Genomic DNA, 19,216 nt, shown 5'->3' on the forward strand with positions numbered 1-19,216 from the left:
GTTATTACATCAGTTGAAAACGTTCTTCATTCCTTTTCTTCATGCTGTCATATTTCCGTAAAAGCCGCTCTAACTTCTCATAATCCTTTAAGGTATATTCTAATTCCATTTCATTCAACATATCGTAGGTGCTTCCGTTTTCCCTGCCGCAGACATCCTTACAGGAAAGCCGTCCACTCTCAGTCACAACGGACTCCCGTGGTGCTTCCTCTGAAATATAATACGGAATTTCTTCTCCAAAGAATACGATAAATTCTTTTACGAAAATGCCCTCATACATCTCATTCATATCTTCATCCACATAGGATTCACCCTTCTGGTAGTGAATCACCACACGCTTGCTCGGATTTGTCCGGTATTCCACAAACTGCCGGTCGTAAAAATGGAATCGATAGCGAATCTCTTCCGGCATCTGCTGATAAAATGCGAAATAAAGATTCTGAACCAGCTGCTCCTGTAGAAGCTGCTCTGTCATCTCCGTTACACCTTTTTCTTCTATGGACAAATCTCTCTTCGCCACTGCATAAAGCAGTGCCAGCTTCATCACCTGGCTTAATTCTTCCTGTTTCTCATAATTTTTCTTTAAGCCTCTGATGACATTTTCCGGCACAATGCCCTGATGCACAAAATAGAAATGTGCAAAATAATTTACATATGCTTTCCGCAGAAGATGTGGTGCTCCGTGTGACACAAAGCTTTCATAAATGCTCTGCACCTGTTCTACAAATTCTGCCGTATATAACATCTGCATCAATAACCGTTCTTCCAAGTCTCTGGTATCTATATCAAAGGTCTGCGCTGCTGACCAGACCGCCGCCATTACACGGGTCGGACCGCAGTAGAACTGTGCTAAATACTGCAGCATCTCTTTACTGTATTTCTTCGCCTGAAAAGTCACTGCACAAAGTGCCAGCAGGAAATCATCACTTTCATAATCCGCTTCTTCTATTTCATAAGTCAGAAGTGCCGTCAGTTTCTCCAGCCGGATGCCTTCCCAGCCAAATTCCCGGATATCCGGATATGCAATCTCATATAGCCGGTATTCCAACATCAGATTCAAAAGATAGGCTCTGTCATCCCGCTTCATAGAAGAAAGCGGTGCATGACGCAGACACTCTTCCACCAGTTCCTGATTATCTTCCTGCTCATAGAAATGTACTGCCTTTGCATAAAGCTCTGCCCGGTAACTTTCCCGCAGTGCTTCCTCTTTTAAGAAGATGCGTAAATACTCACTGTCCTCCGGCATAAATGCACGGTGGGTATCCCTGGATGTAAAATGATACAAAAGATATGAAATCTCATATGGTGCATATTCCATGCAGGTACGGTAAAAGGCACCAGGCCTCATCAGCTTTTCCAGCTGGTATGAAATCTCACTGCCATACCGGTATCCCTTCGTATCCTCAAATACAATGACATAGTCCTTGCTGTATAACTCAAAATAAGCACTGCCATTTACTATCGGCACACACTGCACTTTTCGCAGCTGGTCATGCAAAACATACATCCGCACAATATTCGGTGCAAAGCAGTTCATTTTATGGGTAAAGAGAATCTTCGCCAGTGGTCCTGCCATCTCTTTTTGTATCATGCCTTTATTTAATAAATCAGAATAGATAATCGCCAGATTATCATCGATATGACCTTCTTCTATCTGGGCAATTGCGAATTCTTCCATCCGCTTCCGGTAACTGGAATATACCTCCGGCTCTTTCTCCTTTAACGCTACTACATTTGCAAGCAGAGCCGCCTTCTGTTTGTATGGAATGCTGCTGTTATACTGAAAATACATCTGTATCATCCGTGGAATTTTCTTAATGGCAAGTAAATCCATGGACATTAAATATGCTTCATTTAATCCTGCCAGCCGCAAATCTTCTTCCACGCCACGTTCAAACCAGATATGATAATGCAATCCAAAACGCTGTCCTCTTATCAGGTAAGCACAGATTGCTGACAACATCTGATTATTCTGAAATTTATCATATGCCACGCACATAGTCTTATAAAGCAGCGGATGAAATACCCGTTTTTCCGATACCAGCGTCGTAATCTGCATGGCAAGGTCACTGGTCAACACACCTTTTTTTGCCGCCCAGTAAAGAATGCGGATTTCAAAATCAGTAAGTCTCGTTAAAAGATACGGATTCTGCCAGTATAAATAGAATCCTTCGATATAGAAAAACGGACTGTTACAGCCGTCTAACATCTGGCTCTCAATTGCCCGGATTTTCCTGGTATCATTTTCGCAATATTCTTTCTTTAAGAAAAGCAGCATCCAGAACACCCGGATATCATCTGTTTTCTGATAAATTTCTTCAATCTCTGCAGTCAGCCGGTTCACATAGGATTCTTCCCGCTCCCACAACGTACGGAGATAGAGGAAATATGCATAAAGCGGTGTATCTTTTGCTTCCTCTTTCCGCCGGAACTCATCAAATAACCACTCTGCCTCCTGCCTCTGTCCGCTTACCAGTAATGCCTGTATTTTCATCAGAAGATACCAGTCATTTTCCGGCCGCATTGCAATCAGATGATTCAGTGCATCTAACATTCCTGATGCAAAAAGTCCTGCACCAATCTTTTTCATACGATAATTGAGATAGATTCCGGTGATATGTGCAAGTGTTCTCTGCTCTTCCAGATAATCGATATGCTCCTGTTCTCTGCGCTCCGGCGTCCTGATTATGGTAATCTCATAAGTAAGATGCTGATAAATATTTTCTAAAGTAATTCTTCCATAATTTTTTCCGGTATGAAGTTCTGCCGGGTCAATATAATAAATAAGGTCGCAGATACTTCCGGTAAAATCATCTGAAGTATAAACATTCTTTTCCAGTTTTAAGAAGCTGCTGTCTGTCTGTGCTTCAAAGCTTATATACCCCCAGCCATTCTTCTGCACAAAAAGCGTTTCCTTCTGCTCCTCTTTGATATCCTGATAGGTAATTTCCTGTTCTTTTAACGCAAGCTCAATGCGTGGCTTGGCATTGATCGTAACCAAGAACTCCTCCATACCGGAAATCAATGCTCCCGGTCCGCCAAAGCCGGCATACCATAATAGTTCTTTTCCTTTTTCTTCTTTTAATACATGTTGAAAGCCCTGGGAAGCAAACAGGCGGTAAGCTTCCATATAATCCGTCTGTGCCAGTTTGATAAAATCACTGAGATTTCGGATTCTTCCGGTAGACGCATTTCCATAAGGCCGGATTATAGACACAACAAAAGAAAGGCTGTATTCCAACTGATTACAGATAATACAGAATTCACCCTTTTGTATATCACCAACCCGGAAACCCTCACTATGGAACTGAAATCCGATTCGGACTTCTTCCCCTTCAAATTCCGGTGTCAGACATTCCATATATGGATTAGAGGAATAAATCAGCCCCTTTACCGGAACATGGTTGGATACTTCAATCACAAATTCTCCCGTATAATCCTGTCCCTCTAATACCTCAATTTCAATCTTCTCTTCCGAAAGAGATAAAACCGGCTGTTCCTGTTCAAATTTTCCTGCTGCAAGTCTCTGAATCCGTCTACGCAAAATGTCACCTGCTTTTCCTTCTCCGATATGAGATTTTGTTGCTTTTTCTCTCATTACAGTTATAATAGATTATAAACTATTTAAAACACACATGCAACTTTCTTTCCGTTGTATTTTAACAGGAGGTCTTTTTCATGATAACACCAAAAGAACATTTTCACGGAAGTGATTTAGAGAAAATAGAAGCCGTTTACGGTATCAAAAAAGAGGATATTACAAGCTTTTCCGCCAATGTCAATCCCTTAGGCGTATCTCCGCTGCTGCGAAGTACTTTGGCTTCCCATATTGATGCCATTACATCCTACCCGGACCGGGAATATACTTCTTTAAGAGAATGTATTGCTGCCTATACCGGCACCGATGCCAGCCAGGTCATTGTAGGAAATGGTTCCACGGAATTAATCTCTCTTTTTATTCAGATTGAGCATCCGAAAAAAGCCATGATTCTCGGTCCGACTTATTCGGAATATGAGCGCGAAATTTCCTTAGGCGGTGGTACTACACTCTACTATCCACTCCGTGAAAAGGACGATTTCGTCCTTGATGTGGATGATTTTACCGCTCACTTAAATGAAAGCATCGACCTTTTAGTACTCTGCAATCCCAATAACCCTACCTCATCCTGCATCAACCGGACGGATATGCGCCGGATTTTAGATATCTGCAAGCAATATGATATCTTTGTCATGGTGGATGAGACTTATGTGGAATTTGCCGATAACATGGATGAAATTACCGCAGTTCCACTGACCCACTACTATAACAATATTATTATCCTGCGTGGAACATCCAAATTCTTTGCTGCTCCGGGGCTCCGCCTTGGCTACGCTATCAGCGGCAATCAGGATTTAATCAAATCCATCAATACCAGAAAAAATCCATGGACCATTAACTCTCTTGCCGTAATTGCCGGAGAATTGATGTTTACCGATGAAGAATACATCCAGCAGACAAAATCTCTTATTTCTTCAGAGCGTGCCCGGATTTATGAAATCTTTAAAAATCACCCGGATTTCAAACCATACAAGCCATCCGGCAACTTCATGCTCCTTAAAATCTTAAAAGAGGACGTTACTTCTGCAGATTTATTTGATAAAGCAATCCGGAAGAATATGATGATTCGCGACTGCTCTACTTTTCCTTTCTTAGATAACAAATACATCCGCTTCTGCTTTATGATGCCGGAGATGAATGATAAGCTGATTGACTGTCTTCTTTCGAAGTAATTTCTTATTTTTCTCCGCTAATCTATGCCAGCCGAAACTGCCACTGGCAGTTTCTATGGAATTCATGGCGACGTAAAAAGGCGAAACCAGTCTATTTTTGATTGGTCCCGCCTTTTCTTATATACAAATAGTTTTCTAATTTATTCCAGATTTAATTTCTTATGGGTAATCACTGCTGTTATGATATAGCATACAATTGATACCCCGATGGAAAGTATCATGCTCTTTGAAAATATATTTCCATACATATTTGCAATGGCCAGGGTAAAGAAGCTGTCATCTCCCATTGCAGCCTGTTTCTCAACAAATCCATTTGCTGAATTAATGGATATCACAAAATATATAATCTGAAGAATCGCATAAAGCACACCATACATCACAATCGACATTGCAACTTTGTGGCGGAACAACTGACCGATTGCCATGCTGGCATATACCATAAGCATAGCGGAAAACGCAGAAATCACACTATATAATATTGCCCAGCCAAAGAGTGCCGGAATCGGAATTCCTATCATATCTCCCAGCTGCTGCAGCAATTCTCCCAGTTTAATTCTTTCCCCTTCATTACCCAGATTCAATCCTGCTGTCACTATTAATGAAAATGCCGAAACATAAACAAGTATTGTCGTAATTGCATCCCAAAATACCGCCACCAAAAGCTTTCCGTTAATCAAGGAAAAAGTGGTTACCGGAAGAGTATGTGACAAATAACCTTCTGCACCATACATGCTGTGGTAAAATCGAACCAGCAGAAAAATAAATGCCGTAACGCTCAATGCAATCAGCCCAATGATATACAAAAGAAGCATTGCCAGCCCAACTAAGGCTCCCATATCTGTTTCGAAAACCTGCATATTCATCATCAGCATGCCAATTAACGTAACGCCGACCAAAACCATTGCCAGTGGAAATAATACTTTCCAGGTTGCTTTCATTTCATGTTTCATTACTTTTCCTAACATCTAAACACCTCCCGGAACAAAGCATCCACCGATTTACCCTGATTAATTCTAATATCATCTACTGATGAAGTCAGGCTGATTGTTCCATTCTGAATAAAGACTACCTCATCTAATACATTCTCAACATCTGCAATCAGATGGGTTGAAATCAGAATCGTTGCATTCTCATCATAGTTGGTAAGAATCGTCCGCAATATATAATCTCTTGCCGCCGGGTCTACTCCTGCAATCGGCTCATCCAGAACATATAAGTCCGCACGACGGCTCATTACTAAAATAAGCTGCACCTTTTCTTTAGTTCCCTTGGACATGGATTTTAATTTATCATTGGGATTAATGGATAATTTTGCCAGCATATCATAAGCTCTTACCACATCAAAATCCTGATAAAAATCTTCAAAATAATCTAAAATATCACGTACCCGCATCCCCATGTTAAGATACGTATGATCTGGCAGATAAGAAACCACCTTCTTTGTCTCTACGCCAATCTTCATTCCTTCCACCAAAATCTCGCCCTCATCCGGAGTAAGGATTCCGTTAATCAGCTTAATCAGTGTTGTCTTTCCACTTCCGTTCGGTCCTAAGAGGCCAACAATATGTCCGCTCTCTAAGGTCAGATTCAGATGGTCAAGCGCAGTTTTCTTTCCATATCGCTTGCATACATCTTTTACTTCCAATAATGTACTCATGCCTGCTCTCCCTCCAAAATCTCCTGAATCAAAGATAATGTTTCTGATTTCTTATAACCAAGCTTGCTCATATTTTCCAAAAATTCCTTAATCTGTTCCTGTGCCAGATTATTCTTTAACTCCTCAATCATTTTTGCATCCTCCGTTATAAATCTCCCGCTTGTACGCTGGGAATACACAAGTCCTGTCCGCTCTAACTCTGTCAGTGCTTTCTGCATCGTATTCGGATTTACTGCAGCTACCGCCGCCAGATCCCTGACAGAAGGTAACTTATCTCCCGGACTGTATTTACCGGATATTATTTCCATCTGAATCCGCTCCACAATCTGAATAAAAATAGGACGATCCGAATCCAATTCCCATGCCATGCAATCACCCCTTTCCGTATTTTTGTACTATATAAGTAATACAATATATTCTTACGACGGATTTGTCAAGAGGATTTTCATTACCAATCCTTAATTTATTCCTCATGTCAGAAATAGTGGTCACCAGGTGGACACCAGTAACCAATAAGGTGGTCACTTAGTAACCTGCTTAAAACAAAGAATGTGCCTTGGCACATTCTCGCGCCTGCGGCGGTCGCTTGCGACATCTACCTTATACGCCGCAGTGCGCATCCTCGCGGAGCGTTTTTTACTTTACAGGAAAGCAATTTCCTGTAAAGTAAAAAGGGACGCAGAAAAATCCTGCGTCCCTTAAGCTATATTATTATGCTTTATTTATTGCGTAAGAATTCATCAATTCCCTTTGCTGCAGTTTTTCCTGCACCCATGGCAAGGATAACGGTTGCTGCTCCGGTTACTGCATCTCCACCGGCGTATACGCCATCTTTGGAGGTTGCTCCGGTCTCTTCTTCTGCAATGATACATTTTCTGCGGTTGATGTCCAGACCCTTGGTAGTGGATGAAATCAATGGGTTTGGAGAGGTACCAAGAGACATGATTACGGTATCTGCCTCGATTTCGTATTCAGAACCTGGAATCTCTACCGGGCTTCTTCTTCCGGATGCGTCCGGCTCACCTAATTCCATCTTAATGACACGACAGCCTTTTACCCAGCCGTCTTCGTCTACTAAAATTTCAGTAGGATTCTGCAGAAGGTCAAAGATAATGCCTTCTTCTTTTGCATGATGTACTTCTTCTTTTCTTGCCGGAAGCTCTTCCTCGCCACGACGGTATACGATATGTACCTCTGCGCCGAGACGTTTTGCAGTACGGGCTGCATCCATTGCAACGTTACCACCACCAACTACAACAACTTTTTTACCGGCTTTGATTGGCGTATCATAGTCATCACGGAATGCTTTCATCAGGTTATTTCTGGTTAAGAATTCGTTTGCAGAGAATACTCCCATTGCCTGCTCGCCAGGGATTCCCATAAATCTTGGAAGTCCTGCACCGGAACCGATAAATACAGCTTCGAATCCTTCTTTTTCCATTAATTCATCAATGGTAACTGCTTTACCAATGACAACGTTGGTCTCAATCTTAACGCCTAAAGCTTTTACATTTTCTACTTCTGCTGCAACTACTTTTGACTTTGGAAGACGGAATTCCGGAATACCGTAAATTAATACTCCACCGGCTTCATGTAAAGCTTCAAAAATAGTAACATCATAGCCAAGCTTTGCCAAATCACCGGCACAGGTAAGACCTGCAGGGCCGGAACCGATAACTGCTACTTTATGTCCATTTAATTTTTCTGCTTTCTTAGGCTTGATTCCATGCTCTCTTGCCCAGTCAGCTACGAAACGCTCTAATTTACCGATTGCAACCGGCTCACCCTTGATACCACGGATACATTTTCCTTCACACTGACTCTCCTGTGGGCATACACGGCCACATACAGCAGGAAGTGCAGATGATTCACTGATAATATGATAAGCTTCTTCGAAGTTGCCTTCTTTCACCTGTGCAATAAATGCCGGAATATTAATGGAAACCGGACATCCTTTCATACACTGTGCATTTTTACAGTTTAAGCAGCGTTTTGCTTCCGCTACTGCTTCTTCTTCATTATAGCCAAGACAAACTTCTTCAAAGTTTGCTGCACGTACCTCTGGCTCCTGTTCACGTACAGGTACTCTTGTTAATCCTTCCATTATTTGTCACCTCCGCACTGACCGCATCCGCCATGATGGGTATTGCCTTCCTGCAATTTTAACATTGCACGGCCTTCTTCTGTCTTATACTGAAGCTGTCTCTTCATTGCCTGGTCGAAATCTACCTGATGTCCGTCAAATTCCGGTCCATCCACGCATGCGAATTTTACTTCGCCGCCAACCATAAGACGACATGCTCCACACATTCCGGTTCCATCTACCATAATCGGATTCATGGATACAATAGTTGGAATGCCAAGCTCCTTGGTCAGTTTACAAACAAATTTCATCATAATCATTGGTCCGATAGCAACACAATGGTCGTAACGGACACCTTTATCCCATAATTCCTGTAACTGGTTGGTTCCCATTCCATGGAAGCCATAAGTACCATCATCGGTTGTTACATAAAGATTGGTTGCAACCTTACGCATTTCTTCTACCAGAATCAAAAGGTCTTTTGTCTTAGAACCCATAATAACGTCACAGTCCACACCATGCTCATGCAGCCATTTTACCTGCGGATATACAGGTGCAGTTCCAACACCACCTGCAATAAATACGATCTTCTTTTTCTTTAAATCTTCTATATCTTCCTCAATAAGGTCGGATGGGCAGCCCAGTGGTCCAACGAAATCCTGGAATGCATCTCCTTCCTCTAAATATGCCATACGCTCTGTGGAAGCTCCAACTGTCTGGAATACAATTGTTACAGTTCCTGCTTTTTCATCATAATCACAGATAGTAAGCGGAATACGCTCACCTTCTTCATCGATTTTCACGATTACAAATTGTCCTGGCTTTGCAGACTTTGCAACACGCTCTGCTTTGACATCCATAAGATAAATCTTATCTGCCAGCTTTTCCTTTTTTATAATAGGATACATACTATACCTCCATACTTTGTTTACATCAACTCGTGGAATTCCAGACCACTAGATTTAATCATATAGGAAAAGTGTCAGAAAATCAACATTTTCCGACACTTGTTTCTTAAAAAAAATTTACCAATTTCAATTTTTACTGTGCAGACATCAATATTCTGTCATTATCAAGACGCTTTCCTGCCTGGATGCGGAACTGCTCCAAAAGGCTGTCTACCGTCATTTTCTTCTTCTCTTCATCCTTTAAATCAAGGACAATATTTCCGGAATCCATCATCAGAATCCGGTTGCCAAGCTCTAGTGCCTGATGCATATTATGGGTTACCATAAGACAGGTAATATGATGCTCTGCAATAATTTTTTTCGTCAGTTCCAATACTTTCTCTGCGGTTGCAGGGTCAAGTGCTGCCGTATGCTCATCCAAAAGAAGAATCTTCGGGGTCACCATCGTTGCCATCAGAAGGGTAAGTGCCTGCCTCTGACCGCCGGATAACAATCCCACCGGCTGCTTCATTCTGTCTTCCAGACCCATATCAAGCTGGGATAACAGTTCTCTGAATTTTTCTTTATCGGATTTACGGATTCTGCTGAAAAATGCATTTTCTTTTCCGGATGCACGAAGATATGCCAGTGCCATATTTTCTTCAATGGTCATATGTGGAGCTGTTCCCTTTAATGGGTCCTGAAACAGATGACCAATGACTTTACTGCGCAAAAATTCTTTCTTATATGTAATATCCTCTCCATCGAGAATAATCTGTCCTTCGTCTACATAGAACGCACCTGTAATCGCATTAAATGTAGTTGATTTTCCTGCCCCATTACTTCCTACGATTGTTGCAAAATCTCCATCTTCAAGAACCAGGTTCAAATCACACAATGCTTTCTTTTCATTTACGGTTCCCGGATTAAATGTCTTAGATACATGCTTCATTTCTAACATTATCGGTCACCTCCCATTTCCTTTGTATTTGCTTCTGCCAGACGCATATTGTCTTTTAATTTCTTCTGTGCTGCGCTCTTCTGTCTGACAAACGCTACCTTCTTCTTTAAGAACGGGAATGCAATTGCAATTGCTACGATAATTGCTGAAACCAGTTTCAATGCCTCTGCCGGAACATTCAGTCTTAATGCAACGGCTACTAAGAAACGATAGAGACAGCTTCCTAATACAACGCCTAATACTCTGCGGAACATGGAGCCTTTTCCGATAATGGATTCTCCGATAATCAGGCTGGCAAGTGCGATGGTTACCATACCGGTTCCAAGGTTGATATCGCAGGATTTCTGGTACTGTGCCAGTACACCGCCGGATAATGCAGTCATTGCATTGGCTACACAAAGACCTACGGTAATCGTAAAGGATGGATTAATGCTGGAGGCTTTTACCATGTCAGCATTATCACCGGTTGCCCGGATGGAAAGACCTAATCTGGTATTTAAAAATGCGGATAAAATCACGCCGATTACCAGTACGATTAATGCTGCCACAATCAGTTTATACCAGCCACCACCAATGGCATTTTTTGCCATGGTAAATATGGTATTGCAGTTAAACAGGTTCACCTGGGAAGCAAATCCCATGACTGCAATATTAATGGTATAGAGTCCCGTATTTACAATGATTCCTGCCAGAATTGATTCAATTCCAAGCTTTGTCTGCAGAAATGCTGTGATAAATCCGGAACATACACCGGCTAACATTGCTGCTGCCAGTGCCAGAATCGGATGACCCTGTATCGTTACCATGGCACATACGGCACAGCCTAAGGTAAAGCAGCCATCGGTTGACAAATCTGCAATATTTAATATGGAAAATGAAACAAACAATGCCAGTGCAACCAGGGCGTATATACACCCTAGCTCTAATGCACTTTGTAAAATGGATATTGTAAATATGGAGCCCATTCTTTAATCCCCCTGACTATCTTATCATACTATCGTTTTATCTTTTTATTCAAACTCTTCTGCGGTCTGAATCTCTACTACTTTTTCACACATACCGTCAAATACGCTGTAATCAATTCCAAGCTGGCTTGCCACATCTGTATTTACAGTTGCGATTCCGTTGCTCATGGTCTGTACTGCTGTTGTTGCAGGATCTTTCCCATTTACTAAAATATCTACTACAATATCTGCTGTTGCAGTACCAAGATCAACATAGTTTACACCGAATCCACAGAAAGCTCCGTTTAATGCGAAGGAGTCAGCTCCTGCATAATGCGGAATGCCTGCTTCTGCAAATTTCTCATAAATTGCAAGTTCTGCTGTCATTACGGTGTTATCGGTTGGTGTAAATACGGCATCTACACCGGCTGCAACTAATGCATCTGCTGCAAGAGAAATTTCATCATTGGTTGTTCCTGTTTTTTCTACATATTCAACGCCTTTTTTATCAAGATAATCTTTTGCGTCCTGAATTGGAACAGTGGAAGAATCCTGACTCTTATTATATAAAAGACCTACTTTTTTAATGTCTTTATTTGCTGCAAACATTAAGTCCATTACTGCTTCTGTATTTAATGCATCCGATGTTCCGGTGATATTGGAACCAGGTTTATCCATACTTTCAACAAGTCCTGCGGTAACCGGATCACTGACTGCAGAGAATACAACCGGAATCTGATTTTCTTCTGTTGCTGCCTGCATAATCATTGCGGTTGGTGTTGCGATTGGAATAATCACATCTACATCTTCTGCAACCAGGTCTGTTGCAATCTGGTTTAAGGTAGAAGAATCTGCCTGACCATTGTAAGTATAATCTTTATAATCAAAAGTAACACCGAGCTCTTTTGCTTTTGCATCCAGCTCTGCTTCTACTGCTTTCTCAATCTGATTTAAAGAAGCATCATCTACATACTGTACGATACCTACTTTATAAACTTTACCATCTGCTGCAGCCTTCTCTGTTGTTGCTGCATCATTGGATGCACTGTTGCTTCCGCATCCTGCCATTGCTGCTACTGCCATAGCCATTGTTAATACTGCTGCCATCATTTTCTTCTTCATAATTACTACCTCTTCTTTCTTATATGATTTATTGTTGTTCATAAGAGAAAGCGCTTTTACTATTTTCCAACAGTAAAAAACCGCCTCAAGCTTATGCTTGAGACGGTAATAAAATCTTATTATCGCGGTACCACTCATATTGACGAATTGTCCACTCATTCATGTACGAATCATACATGCCGGATTGGTAACGGGTTCGGTTCCCGGTGACGCCTACTGTTAATTCAGGCCACCCTCGAAAGTCCATTCAGCAAAATCTTCCATACTGCAATTCCACCACCTGCAGCTCTCTTTGATTTCCAATCAAGCTTACTACTCTTTCTCAACGGTTTCTCTTATTGAAGTTAGAATAATACTTTTCTTTCACATTGTCAACACTTTTTTATGAGAAATATACCAGTTCATCTTCCGGCTTCTCTGCCGGCTCGATGAATACCGGATAAAGGACAGGTCCTTTTCCTCTGTATTCCTTGGCAAATTCCACATGAACTTCTGCGGTAATATTTATCCATGATTTGTGACCGATTTCTTCCGACTTCGGATATTTGCATTTAAATCCTAAGAACTGTACATCCTCTACACAACAGGTCATGGCAAAACGTCCCGGCACGAACATGCCCTTCCTGCTCATCTTTTCCGGATTATATACCAGTGCAAGGAATTTGATTTTCTTGCCATCGTATTTCTTCGGATTATCCTGTGCATCCATATACCAGATTGCATAATCTGCATCCGTAATATCAATGACATCTGCATTGATGTCAAATGGCAGTTCTTCATCGGCACTCTCATCAATCGTTCCATCGGCACGCTCGTATACAATCTGTGCCGGACGGTTCTGTGCTTTTACGGCACGGCGGAACTTGCCCTTTGGTGTATTGTCATCACAACGGTTAAAGATTACTACATCTGCCTTAAACAACTGCTCCATAATCATGGCACGCATATTGGCAAGATACATTTCAAATGTAGTGGCATCTACAGTCGCCAGGGACTGGACAATTACCCAGCCATCCGGCATCTTTGTCTCAAGCAATGTGGCGATATCCCAGGTACCGTTATACTCAATAAAAATCTGCTCCGGTTTGTATGTCTCCTGAATCTTCTGCAATGTCTCTGTTGTAAAATCTTCCTGCTCCTCAATCATTGCAACCTTCGCATTAATAGTATTTAATTTTGCTTCATCATATTCTTCATCACCATCTTCACAGACAATAATTACCGTACGGTTGTCCCCGCCGAAATCATTTTCAAAGAGTGTTTCTTTGATTAATGTGGTCTTACCGCTGTCCATAAATCCGGTAAATAAATATACTGGAATCTCCTGCATGGTTTCCCCTTTCCTGTCTGACGGGCATTATGCAATGCCGAATAATTCTTCAATCTTGTGTTCATCAATCTTAGAACCAATGACACAGAGTCTTCCGGTGTAATCCGGCTCTCCATCTCTTAATTCATACTCGCCCGGAACCATATCAAAGTAAATCCAGGAACCATTGACATCCTCTACCATTCCTTTTGCACGGAGAATCATGCCATACTCTTCGCTCTCGGATAAGGTCTTTAATACCTCTTCAATCTTCTCACGGGTAAATTTATGCGGAGTCTCTTTGCCCCAGCTTGTAAATACCTCATCTGCATGATGGTGATGATGATGTTCGTGGTCATGGTCATGGCATCCGCAGGTGCAGTTCTCGCCATGCTCATGATGATGTTCATGCTCCTCATGGTCGTGATCGTGATGGTGTTCATGCTCCTCGTGGTCATGGTCATGATGGTGCTCATGCTCTTCGTGGTCGTGTTCGTGGTCATGGTCTTCGTGGTCATGGTCATGATGGTGCTCATGCTCATGTTCTTCCTCTTCTGCTTTATGATGTGCCTCTGCAAGAAGTTTCATCTCAAGAGAATCCTGTCCTTCCATAACTTTGAGAATCTGCTCACCCTTAATTGCATCCCAAGGTGTTGTAATGATAGCAGCCTTGCTGTTGAGTTCCTGCATCTGTTTTACACAAAGTTCCAACTGTTCCGGTGTTGTATTCTGGGTTCTGCTTAATACAATTGTTGTTGCAAATTCAATCTGATTATTGAAGAATTCGCCAAAGGCTTTCATCTGTTTGGATGCTTTCTTTGCATTTACAACTGTAACCAGTGCATTTAATTTCACATCCTGCTCTTTTTCCACATCAATAACAGATTTCATTACGTCAGAAAGTTTACCAACTCCTGACGGCTCGATTAAAATACGGTCCGGATGGAATTTAGTAATTACTTCATTTAAGTTCTTTCCAAAGTCTCCTACCAGGGAACAGCAGATACATCCTGAGTTCATCTCGGTAATCTCAATGCCGGAATCCTTTAAGAATCCGCCGTCGATACCAACTTCACCAAATTCATTTTCAATCAGTACCAGCTTCTCACCAACAAAAGCCTCTTCTATCATTTTCTTGATAAATGTGGTCTTTCCAGCTCCTAAGAAGCCTGAAATAATATCAATTTTTGTCATTTTAACATCCTTCTTTCTAATAATTAAAGTGTATTTCACACTGAATTGATTTGTCTACCTATTGCAATATAGCAGAAAAAGTAAAATTTCTCAAGCAAACCGCGTGAACTTCATACAAATTTTATAAATAGCTTTTCTCAATATCAATGGGTATGATAAAGCCCTGCATAAATTCCATTCCGTGCAAGCAGCTCCTCATGGGTGCCCTCTTCTTCGATTCCCTGCTCAGTCAGCACCAGAATACGCCCTGCATTTTCTATCGTAGAAAGCCTGTGGGCAATTACAAATGTTGTCCGGTTCTTCGCCAGTTTCTCAAGCGATTCCTGTACCACTTTTTCACTTTCATTATCCAGTGCCGATGTTGCTTCATCAAAAATAAGAATCGGTGGATTCTTTAAAAATACCCGGGCAATGGAGAGCCGCTGTTTCTGACCGCCGGAAAGTTTTACACCCCGCTGTCCGATATCTGTATCATAACCATCCGGCAGTGATAAAATAAATTCATGGGCATTGGCATTCTTTGCTGCCTCAATGACTTCTTGCCTTGTCGCATCCGGTTTGCCATAAGCAATATTTTCAAAAATGGTTCCGGCAAACAAATAAACATCCTGCTGGACAATGCCAATGTGGTCTCTTAAACTTTTTAATTTATAGTGGCGGATATCACAGCCATCAATTAAAATTCTGCCTTCTGACACATCATAAAATCTTGGTATCAGGCTGCAAAGGGTTGTCTTTCCGGCACCTGAAGTTCCCACCAGTGCCACATAGCTTCCAGCCGGAACTTTCAGATTTATATGCCTTAAAACGCGGCTTAAATGTTCTTCATACCGGAAGGAAACATCCTGAAATTCTACCTCTCCCCGCACATTTTCCATGACAATGGCATTTTCCTCATCCGAAATATCCGGTTCAATGGAAAGAATCTCCATAAACCGTTCAAAACCGGAATATCCATTCTGGAACTGCTCGGTAAAATCAATCAGTGTCTTAACCGGCTCGGTAAATACATTGATGTATAAAAGAAACGTAATCAAATCCGTAATGCTCACACTGCCGCCCGGAATCCACAGTGCTCCGGCAATCACCACTACTACGGTAATCAACGTGGTAAATGCAGTCAGTCCCGCCTGATAGCCGCCCATAAAGAGATAACTGTTCTTCTTGGCATCTAAGAAACCTTTGTTTCCGCGGCTGAATTTTTCCTGCTCGACTTCTTCATTAGCAAAGGATTTTACTACGCGGATACCGGAAAGGTTGTCCTCAATCTGGCTGTTGATATCCGCTATCTTAATACGGTTCTGCCGGAACGCCTTTTTCATACGCTTATTAAAGAAATATGCATACGCTATCATAAACGGTACCAGTGCAAATGCCGCCACTGTAAGCTTCGGACTGATTCCCATCATAATAGCAAATGCACCAATTATCTTAATCAGGGAAATCACGATATTTTCCGGTCCATGGTGCAGCAGTTCACTGATATCAAAAAGATCCGTGGTAATTCTCGCCATCAGTTGTCCTACTTTCTGATTATCATAGAATGCAAAGGACAGTTTCTGATAATGTGCAAATATTTCTGCCCGCATATCATATTCTATTTTTGCACCCATTACATGACCATTATTAGAAATATAATAATTACTGTAACACTGAATGGCTACCAACGCCACCATAAACAAAGCAAGCTTTCCGATTGTCTTTACTGCATCCTGCTCCGGCAGATAAACCACTGTTGATGTAATATAACGCACAATCAGCGGAATCACCAGTGCTGCCACCGCTGCTAACAATGCAAAAAACATATCGGTAAAAAATACGCCAAGATATGGTTTATAATAAGAAATCATTTTCTTTAAATTCTGTTTCATCTGTCTATCCCTCTTGCCTTTACCAGCTTATTTTTCATCACAACTGTCCATCTTATACTGTTTCTTTTGCAAATGCAAGTTTCTTTATGCTACAATGACTTTTATAAACGTGGCGGATTGAAAAAGCTGCCTGCATAAAATAATTTCGGTTATCCGAAGGATATTTGTTTATGGGATGGAAAATGCCAGTTGTTCTTAGCTGCATGTTTTGCTTGATGATAAACTGTCTTTCCGCTTGCTTTGACTGGATATCTGCACTGTCCGCCGGGTGCGGATGCGGTATAAGACCTGCAAGGGGCACTAGGAATTTCGACAGGCAAAACATTTTGTCCGGCAACCGGTGCAAATTCACATCCATGTTCATATGCACCTCGCTGGCACGTCCATGTGCCAGCGTTGCCTGTTGCCGGACGAAATTCCAAGTGCCCCTAACAGCCCTTCTTAGGCATCCGCACTTCGACGGACGGTACAGATAGACTGTCAAACATTGGAAAGACGGTTTTTACAGGCAAAAGCAAAATATGCAGCTTAGAACTACGGTATTTTATATCCAAAACAAATATCCTTTGGATAACAGAATTATTTTAGCAAGTGCTCCCGTTGTCAATCCGTGCCTTCTATAAATTAATTGTAAGGAGAAGAAAACATGACACATGTACTTCTTGTAGATGATGATACAAGTATTGTTTCCAGTTTACGCACTTTCCTGAATCAGGAGGGTTTTCAGGTTACTTCTGCAAATAACCAAAAGGAAACCATCGATTTATTAGATTCCGGGCAGTATCACTTTGACTTAGCGCTGCTTGATGTCTCCCTGCCGGATGGAAGCGGCTTTTCTTTGTGCAGTGCCATCAAGGCAAACTCTGATATTCCTGTCATTTTTCTGACAGCATCGGATGATGAATACAGTGTGGTTGCCGGACTTGACCTTGGTGCCGACGATTATATTTCCAAGCCCTTCCGGCCGAGAGAACTGATTTCCAGAATGAACAGTGTTCTCCGCCGCTATCACCGTGGCAGCCAGCCGTTGGAATATCATGAACTGAAAGCTGATACCGTACGTGGACTGGTCTATAAGAATAATGTGGAACTGACGCTTTCTGCTTTGGAATACCGGCTGCTCCTACTCTTTCTTTCCAACCAGGGCATCGTCCTTACACGAAGCCGGCTCTTAGATGAACTTTGGGATATGGCAGGGGAATTTGTAAATGATAATACCCTTACCGTCTACATCAAAAGGCTCCGGGAAAAAATCGAAGCCGACCCGGCACACCCGGAATATATCAAAACCATCCGCGGACTGGGCTATAAGCTTGGTGACTAATTGAACTGCAGAAAACGCCAGTTATAAATTTGAGTACCATAATAACCGAAGAAAATGTATTTTCCCAAAGGAGTCTTTATGAAATTTTTACGCAATCCCGAAATCAAAAAATGCCTGTTTCTGCAACTGCTTGTATGCTTTATCTTTGCAGGCATCGGATTTTATTTTGATACCATCTGTGGTGTAATCATCCTTTTTGCATCACTTATTTTCATTCTTATTTTTATGATTTTCACCAAAAAGCGTTACCGGAAGGTGGAATCCTTAAGTCAGCAGTTAGATGCGATGCTGCACAGTAACAGCAGTGGTGATTTCAGCGACTATATGGAAGGAGAACTTGCAATTTTACAAAATGAGCTTGCCAAGCTGACCAGACGCCTTGCGGAACAGAATCAGGCTCTTGAAAACGATAAAAAATATCTTGCGGATGCCATGGCTGATATTTCCCATCAGCTCCGCTCTCCCCTTACTTCCATCCGCCTTTTGCTGACTCTCTTAAAAGAGCCTGCTCTTTCCGATGAGAAGCGAAGGGAATCCCTGCGGGAATTATCCATGCTAATTGACCGGATGGACTGGCTCATTGAAACTTTGCTGAAATTATCTTCCATGGACGCAGGAACCATTACTTTTCACCAGACCAAAACCTCTGTCAAAGAACTGCTCTCCGCTGCGGCTGCACCTTTGCTCATTCCACTAGAGCTTCGCGACATCCAGTATCATGAAACCATAGAGCCGAAGGATTTTTCTTTTTCTACGGATTTACGATGGACGGCTGAAGCCCTTGGAAATATCTTAAAGAACTGCATGGAGCACACGCCTTCCGGTGGCAGGATTGATGTTACGGTTACCGACAATCCAATCTATGTTTCTATCGTGATTGAAGATAATGGAAGTGGTTTTCTGCCAGAAGATATTCCGCATCTTTTTGAACGCTTTTACAAAGGAAAAAATGCCACCGGCCAGAGCATTGGCATCGGTCTTTCCCTCTCCCGTATGATTGTTTCCAAAGAAAACGGAACCTTAAAAGCAGAAAACCGTAAAGAAGGCGGTGCACGTTTTATCCTGAAATTCTATAAAAAGTGACAGAACTGTCA

The 19,216-nt window shown here is 41.9% G+C and carries 16 protein-coding genes and 1 other annotated feature; of the genes, 3 read left to right on the forward strand and 13 right to left on the reverse strand.

Annotation, left to right across the window (positions count from 1 at the left end):
• Nucleotides 1–4: 4 nt before the first annotated feature.
• Nucleotides 5–3,544, reverse strand: a complete 3,540-nt coding sequence (locus tag DW059_RS06990; RefSeq protein ID WP_147326031.1) for a DUF5717 family protein — start codon at nucleotides 3,542–3,544, stop codon at nucleotides 5–7.
• Between the two features lie 134 nt (nucleotides 3,545–3,678).
• Here DW059_RS06990 and DW059_RS06995 point away from each other — a divergent pair, with 134 nt between their 5' ends.
• Complete coding sequence (locus DW059_RS06995; protein ID WP_117698294.1) at nucleotides 3,679–4,770, forward strand: pyridoxal phosphate-dependent aminotransferase; 1,092 nt, start codon at nucleotides 3,679–3,681, stop codon at nucleotides 4,768–4,770.
• 140 nt (nucleotides 4,771–4,910) lie between these two features.
• Here the strand turns inward: DW059_RS06995 and DW059_RS07000 are convergent, their stop codons facing one another.
• The 12 genes from DW059_RS07000 to DW059_RS07055 form a co-directional block, all read right to left on the reverse strand.
• Nucleotides 4,911–5,735 carry a hypothetical protein gene (locus DW059_RS07000; protein WP_117698295.1) on the reverse strand — a complete coding sequence of 275 codons (825 nt, stop codon included), beginning with the start codon at nucleotides 5,733–5,735 and terminating at the stop codon, nucleotides 4,911–4,913.
• On the reverse strand, nucleotides 5,729–6,427 hold the full coding sequence (locus tag DW059_RS07005) for an ABC transporter ATP-binding protein (protein ID WP_022243344.1): 699 nt from the start codon (nucleotides 6,425–6,427) through the stop codon (nucleotides 5,729–5,731). Before DW059_RS07005 ends, DW059_RS07000 begins: the two co-directional genes overlap by 7 nt.
• Nucleotides 6,424–6,795: a GntR family transcriptional regulator gene (locus DW059_RS07010; RefSeq protein WP_022243345.1), complete on the reverse strand. Its 372-nt coding sequence runs from the start codon at nucleotides 6,793–6,795 to the stop codon at nucleotides 6,424–6,426. Before DW059_RS07010 ends, DW059_RS07005 begins: the two co-directional genes overlap by 4 nt.
• A 350-nt stretch (nucleotides 6,796–7,145) precedes the next feature.
• Nucleotides 7,146–8,531, reverse strand: coding sequence for an NADPH-dependent glutamate synthase (gene gltA, locus DW059_RS07015; RefSeq protein WP_022243346.1), 1,386 nt, complete (start codon nucleotides 8,529–8,531; stop codon nucleotides 7,146–7,148).
• A complete protein-coding gene (locus DW059_RS07020; RefSeq protein ID WP_117698296.1) occupies nucleotides 8,531–9,418 on the reverse strand; it encodes a sulfide/dihydroorotate dehydrogenase-like FAD/NAD-binding protein in 888 nt (295 codons plus the stop codon). The genes gltA and DW059_RS07020 overlap by 1 nt, the downstream gene beginning before the upstream one ends.
• 133 nt (nucleotides 9,419–9,551) lie before the next feature.
• On the reverse strand, nucleotides 9,552–10,358 hold the full coding sequence (locus DW059_RS07025) for an ABC transporter ATP-binding protein (protein WP_022243348.1): 807 nt from the start codon (nucleotides 10,356–10,358) through the stop codon (nucleotides 9,552–9,554).
• Nucleotides 10,358–11,323 carry an ABC transporter permease gene (locus DW059_RS07030; protein ID WP_022243349.1) on the reverse strand — a complete coding sequence of 322 codons (966 nt, stop codon included), beginning with the start codon at nucleotides 11,321–11,323 and terminating at the stop codon, nucleotides 10,358–10,360. Before DW059_RS07030 ends, DW059_RS07025 begins: the two co-directional genes overlap by 1 nt.
• A 45-nt stretch (nucleotides 11,324–11,368) precedes the next feature.
• A complete protein-coding gene (locus DW059_RS07035; RefSeq protein ID WP_117698297.1) occupies nucleotides 11,369–12,424 on the reverse strand; it encodes an ABC transporter substrate-binding protein in 1,056 nt (351 codons plus the stop codon).
• 95 nt (nucleotides 12,425–12,519) lie between these two features.
• Nucleotides 12,520–12,759 (reverse strand) — a binding site (T-box leader).
• A gap of 47 nt (nucleotides 12,760–12,806) precedes the next feature.
• Complete coding sequence (locus tag DW059_RS07040; RefSeq protein WP_117698298.1) at nucleotides 12,807–13,754, reverse strand: TIGR03943 family putative permease subunit; 948 nt, start codon at nucleotides 13,752–13,754, stop codon at nucleotides 12,807–12,809.
• A 27-nt stretch (nucleotides 13,755–13,781) separates the two neighbouring features.
• The gene (locus DW059_RS07045; protein ID WP_117698299.1) at nucleotides 13,782–14,927 is read right to left on the reverse strand and encodes a CobW family GTP-binding protein; all 1,146 of its coding nucleotides are present in this window, start codon (nucleotides 14,925–14,927) and stop codon (nucleotides 13,782–13,784) included.
• A 143-nt stretch (nucleotides 14,928–15,070) separates the two neighbouring features.
• Nucleotides 15,071–16,798, reverse strand: a complete 1,728-nt coding sequence (locus DW059_RS07050) for an ABC transporter ATP-binding protein (protein ID WP_117698300.1) — start codon at nucleotides 16,796–16,798, stop codon at nucleotides 15,071–15,073.
• Nucleotides 16,799–16,850: 52 nt separating this feature from the next.
• Nucleotides 16,851–17,156, reverse strand: coding sequence for a hypothetical protein (locus tag DW059_RS07055; protein ID WP_117698301.1), 306 nt, complete (start codon nucleotides 17,154–17,156; stop codon nucleotides 16,851–16,853).
• Nucleotides 17,157–17,444: 288 nt separating this feature from the next.
• On the opposite strand from DW059_RS07055, the gene DW059_RS07060 reads away from it, so the two are divergent.
• Both DW059_RS07060 and DW059_RS07065 read left to right on the forward strand, forming a co-directional pair.
• Complete coding sequence (locus tag DW059_RS07060) at nucleotides 17,445–18,122, forward strand: response regulator transcription factor (protein WP_117698302.1); 678 nt, start codon at nucleotides 17,445–17,447, stop codon at nucleotides 18,120–18,122.
• Between the two features lie 78 nt (nucleotides 18,123–18,200).
• A complete protein-coding gene (locus DW059_RS07065) occupies nucleotides 18,201–19,205 on the forward strand; it encodes a sensor histidine kinase (protein ID WP_158552075.1) in 1,005 nt (334 codons plus the stop codon).
• The last annotated feature ends 11 nt before the right edge of the window (nucleotides 19,206–19,216 follow it).

The organism is Roseburia sp. AF42-8 (assembly GCF_003435965.1).
In the GTDB taxonomy this organism is placed as follows: Bacteria; Bacillota; Clostridia; order Lachnospirales; family Lachnospiraceae; genus Roseburia_C; species Roseburia_C amylophila.

Bases quoted from the DNA above. Each gene is read 5' to 3' on its own strand.
- DW059_RS06995 (WP_117698294.1), top strand. From the start codon at position 3,679: ATGATAACACCAAAAGAACATTTTCACGGAAGTGATTTAGAGAAAATA.
- DW059_RS07000 (WP_117698295.1), bottom strand. From the start codon at position 5,735: ATGTTAGGAAAAGTAATGAAACATGAAATGAAAGCAACCTGGAAAGTA.
- DW059_RS07005 (WP_022243344.1), bottom strand. From the start codon at position 6,427: ATGAGTACATTATTGGAAGTAAAAGATGTATGCAAGCGATATGGAAAG.
- DW059_RS07010 (WP_022243345.1), bottom strand. From the start codon at position 6,795: ATGGCATGGGAATTGGATTCGGATCGTCCTATTTTTATTCAGATTGTG.
- gltA (WP_022243346.1), bottom strand. From the start codon at position 8,531: ATGGAAGGATTAACAAGAGTACCTGTACGTGAACAGGAGCCAGAGGTA.
- DW059_RS07020 (WP_117698296.1), bottom strand. From the start codon at position 9,418: ATGTATCCTATTATAAAAAAGGAAAAGCTGGCAGATAAGATTTATCTT.
- DW059_RS07025 (WP_022243348.1), bottom strand. From the start codon at position 10,358: ATGTTAGAAATGAAGCATGTATCTAAGACATTTAATCCGGGAACCGTA.
- DW059_RS07030 (WP_022243349.1), bottom strand. From the start codon at position 11,323: ATGGGCTCCATATTTACAATATCCATTTTACAAAGTGCATTAGAGCTA.
- DW059_RS07035 (WP_117698297.1), bottom strand. From the start codon at position 12,424: ATGAAGAAGAAAATGATGGCAGCAGTATTAACAATGGCTATGGCAGTA.
- DW059_RS07040 (WP_117698298.1), bottom strand. From the start codon at position 13,754: ATGCAGGAGATTCCAGTATATTTATTTACCGGATTTATGGACAGCGGT.
- DW059_RS07045 (WP_117698299.1), bottom strand. From the start codon at position 14,927: ATGACAAAAATTGATATTATTTCAGGCTTCTTAGGAGCTGGAAAGACC.
- DW059_RS07050 (WP_117698300.1), bottom strand. From the start codon at position 16,798: ATGAAACAGAATTTAAAGAAAATGATTTCTTATTATAAACCATATCTT.
- DW059_RS07055 (WP_117698301.1), bottom strand. From the start codon at position 17,156: ATGGATGTGAATTTGCACCGGTTGCCGGACAAAATGTTTTGCCTGTCG.
- DW059_RS07060 (WP_117698302.1), top strand. From the start codon at position 17,445: ATGACACATGTACTTCTTGTAGATGATGATACAAGTATTGTTTCCAGT.
- DW059_RS07065 (WP_158552075.1), top strand. From the start codon at position 18,201: ATGAAATTTTTACGCAATCCCGAAATCAAAAAATGCCTGTTTCTGCAA.